The organism is Rothia sp. (in: high G+C Gram-positive bacteria) (assembly GCF_015265375.1).
Taxonomy (GTDB): Bacteria; Actinomycetota; Actinomycetes; order Actinomycetales; family Micrococcaceae; genus Rothia.
In genome coordinates this window covers 1-1,814 of the sequence record NZ_JABZXW010000111.1, presented here as the reverse complement: position 1 = coordinate 1,814, position 1,814 = coordinate 1, and the positions used below count along the sequence as shown (strand labels likewise).

The window sequence follows — 1,814 nt, the reverse complement described above, 5'->3', positions numbered from 1 at the left end:
TCGTATGCCAGGCGACGACGGCCCCAGATATCGACGTTGTCGATGGAACCACCCTCGTTGGTCACGATCTCGAGGAACTTGGACAGCGACGGCTCAACCGCACGGTCCTCAACCTCGGGGCTGAGGATAACCATCAGTTCATATGCACGCATGATTAAACCCCTCCTTTGGGCTAAACGGCTATGGGATTTCCATAGCAGGAGATTCATTGTGCTCTACACGTGAAGCACACCGGGTGGGGAACACGCATAGATTTCTTAACAATACACGAGAAAAAGCAGATAGAACAGTACCGCACCGCGTGACCTCAACCATGCGATGCGGTACTGAAAACCGCAGAAGCTACGCCTCCTGACGCTGCTCCCACCACTGCACCAGACGAGCCTTCGCCTCCTCCTCAGGAAGCGAACCCTCATCCAGACGCAAATTCAACAAGAACTTATACGCCTCACCCACCACCGGGCCCGGCGCAATACCAAGAATCTGCATAATCTGACCGCCATCCAGATCCGGACGGATCGAATCCAGCTCCTCCTGAGCAGCCAACTCAGCAATACGACGCTCCAAATCGTCATACGCCTCAGCCAGCGAACGCGACAGACGACGATTACGAGTCGTCACATCAGAACGCGACACACGATGCAAACGCTCCAACTGATCGCCCGCATCACGCACATAACGGCGCACCGCAGAATCAGTCCAACCCGACTCACGGTAACCATAGAAACGCATGTGCAGCTCCACCAGACGAGCCACAGCCTTAATCGTGTCATTATCAAAACGCAGCGCACGCATACGCTTCTTCACCATCTTTGCGCCCACCACCTCATGGTGCAGGAACGAGACAGAGCCGTCCTTCTCAAACTTACGAGTCTTCGGCTTACCAATATCGTGCATCAACGCCGCAAAACGCAGAATAAAATCAGGAGCCGGGCACGGGCCATCCTCGCCCGTCTCCTTCTCCATCGCCTGCTCCATCACCTTCAACGAATGCGCATACACATCCTTATGGTGATGCGCCGGATCCATCTCCATACGCAACGCAGGAAGCTCCGGCAACACATAATCAGCCAGACCCGTATCCACCAGCAGGTTCAAACCCACCCGCGGATAATCCGCCTCAATCAGCTTCACCAGCTCATCACGCACACGCTCAGCCGAAATAATCTCAATACGGCCAGCCATCTCGCGCATCGCCTCGAAAACCTCCGGGGCAACCTCAAGATTAAAACGCGCAACAAAACGAGCCGCACGCATCATACGCAGCGGATCCTCAGAAAAAGACTCCTGCGGCGAGCGCGGAGTACGCAAAACACCCGCACGCAAATCCTCAACGCCACCAAACAAGTCAACAACCTCGCCGCTGGGCAAAGCCGCAGCCATCGCATTAATCGTGAAATCACGGCGCACCAAGTCGGCACTCAGGTCCGTACCGAACTCAACCGTCGGCTTACGCGAATCCGAAACATACACCTCAGCACGGTACGTGGTCACCTCATACACCACGCCATTCTTACGCGCACTAATCGTGCCGTACTCCTTGCCGATATCCCACGTATGCTCACCCCACCCACGCAGAATCTGCTCACTCTGCTCCGGAGTAGCATCCGTCGTCAAATCAAAATCAGTGAAATGGCCGCCATCATCCAGCAGATTGTCGCGGACAATACCGCCCACCAAGTACAGCTCAAAACCCGCCGCACGGTACAGTTCTCCCAGCTCGGCGGCATCCGGGTACTTCGACACAACATCAATAAACAGCGACATAATCCTTTAATCGTGCCAGAAAAACCACCCACGCGCCCACCCCACAC

At 55.3% G+C, this 1,814-nt stretch carries 2 protein-coding genes; both read right to left on the bottom strand.

Annotated features, from left to right (window positions below):
- On the bottom strand, positions 1-152 hold a 152-nt coding region (locus HXO69_RS08930; RefSeq protein WP_296546610.1), incomplete at its 3' end, for a 30S ribosomal protein S6.
- A gap of 190 nt (positions 153-342) precedes the next feature.
- The gene (locus HXO69_RS08925; RefSeq protein WP_296546609.1) at positions 343-1,767 is read right to left on the bottom strand and encodes a CCA tRNA nucleotidyltransferase; all 1,425 of its coding nucleotides are present in this window, start codon (positions 1,765-1,767) and stop codon (positions 343-345) included.
- Positions 1,768-1,814: the final 47 nt, after the last annotated feature.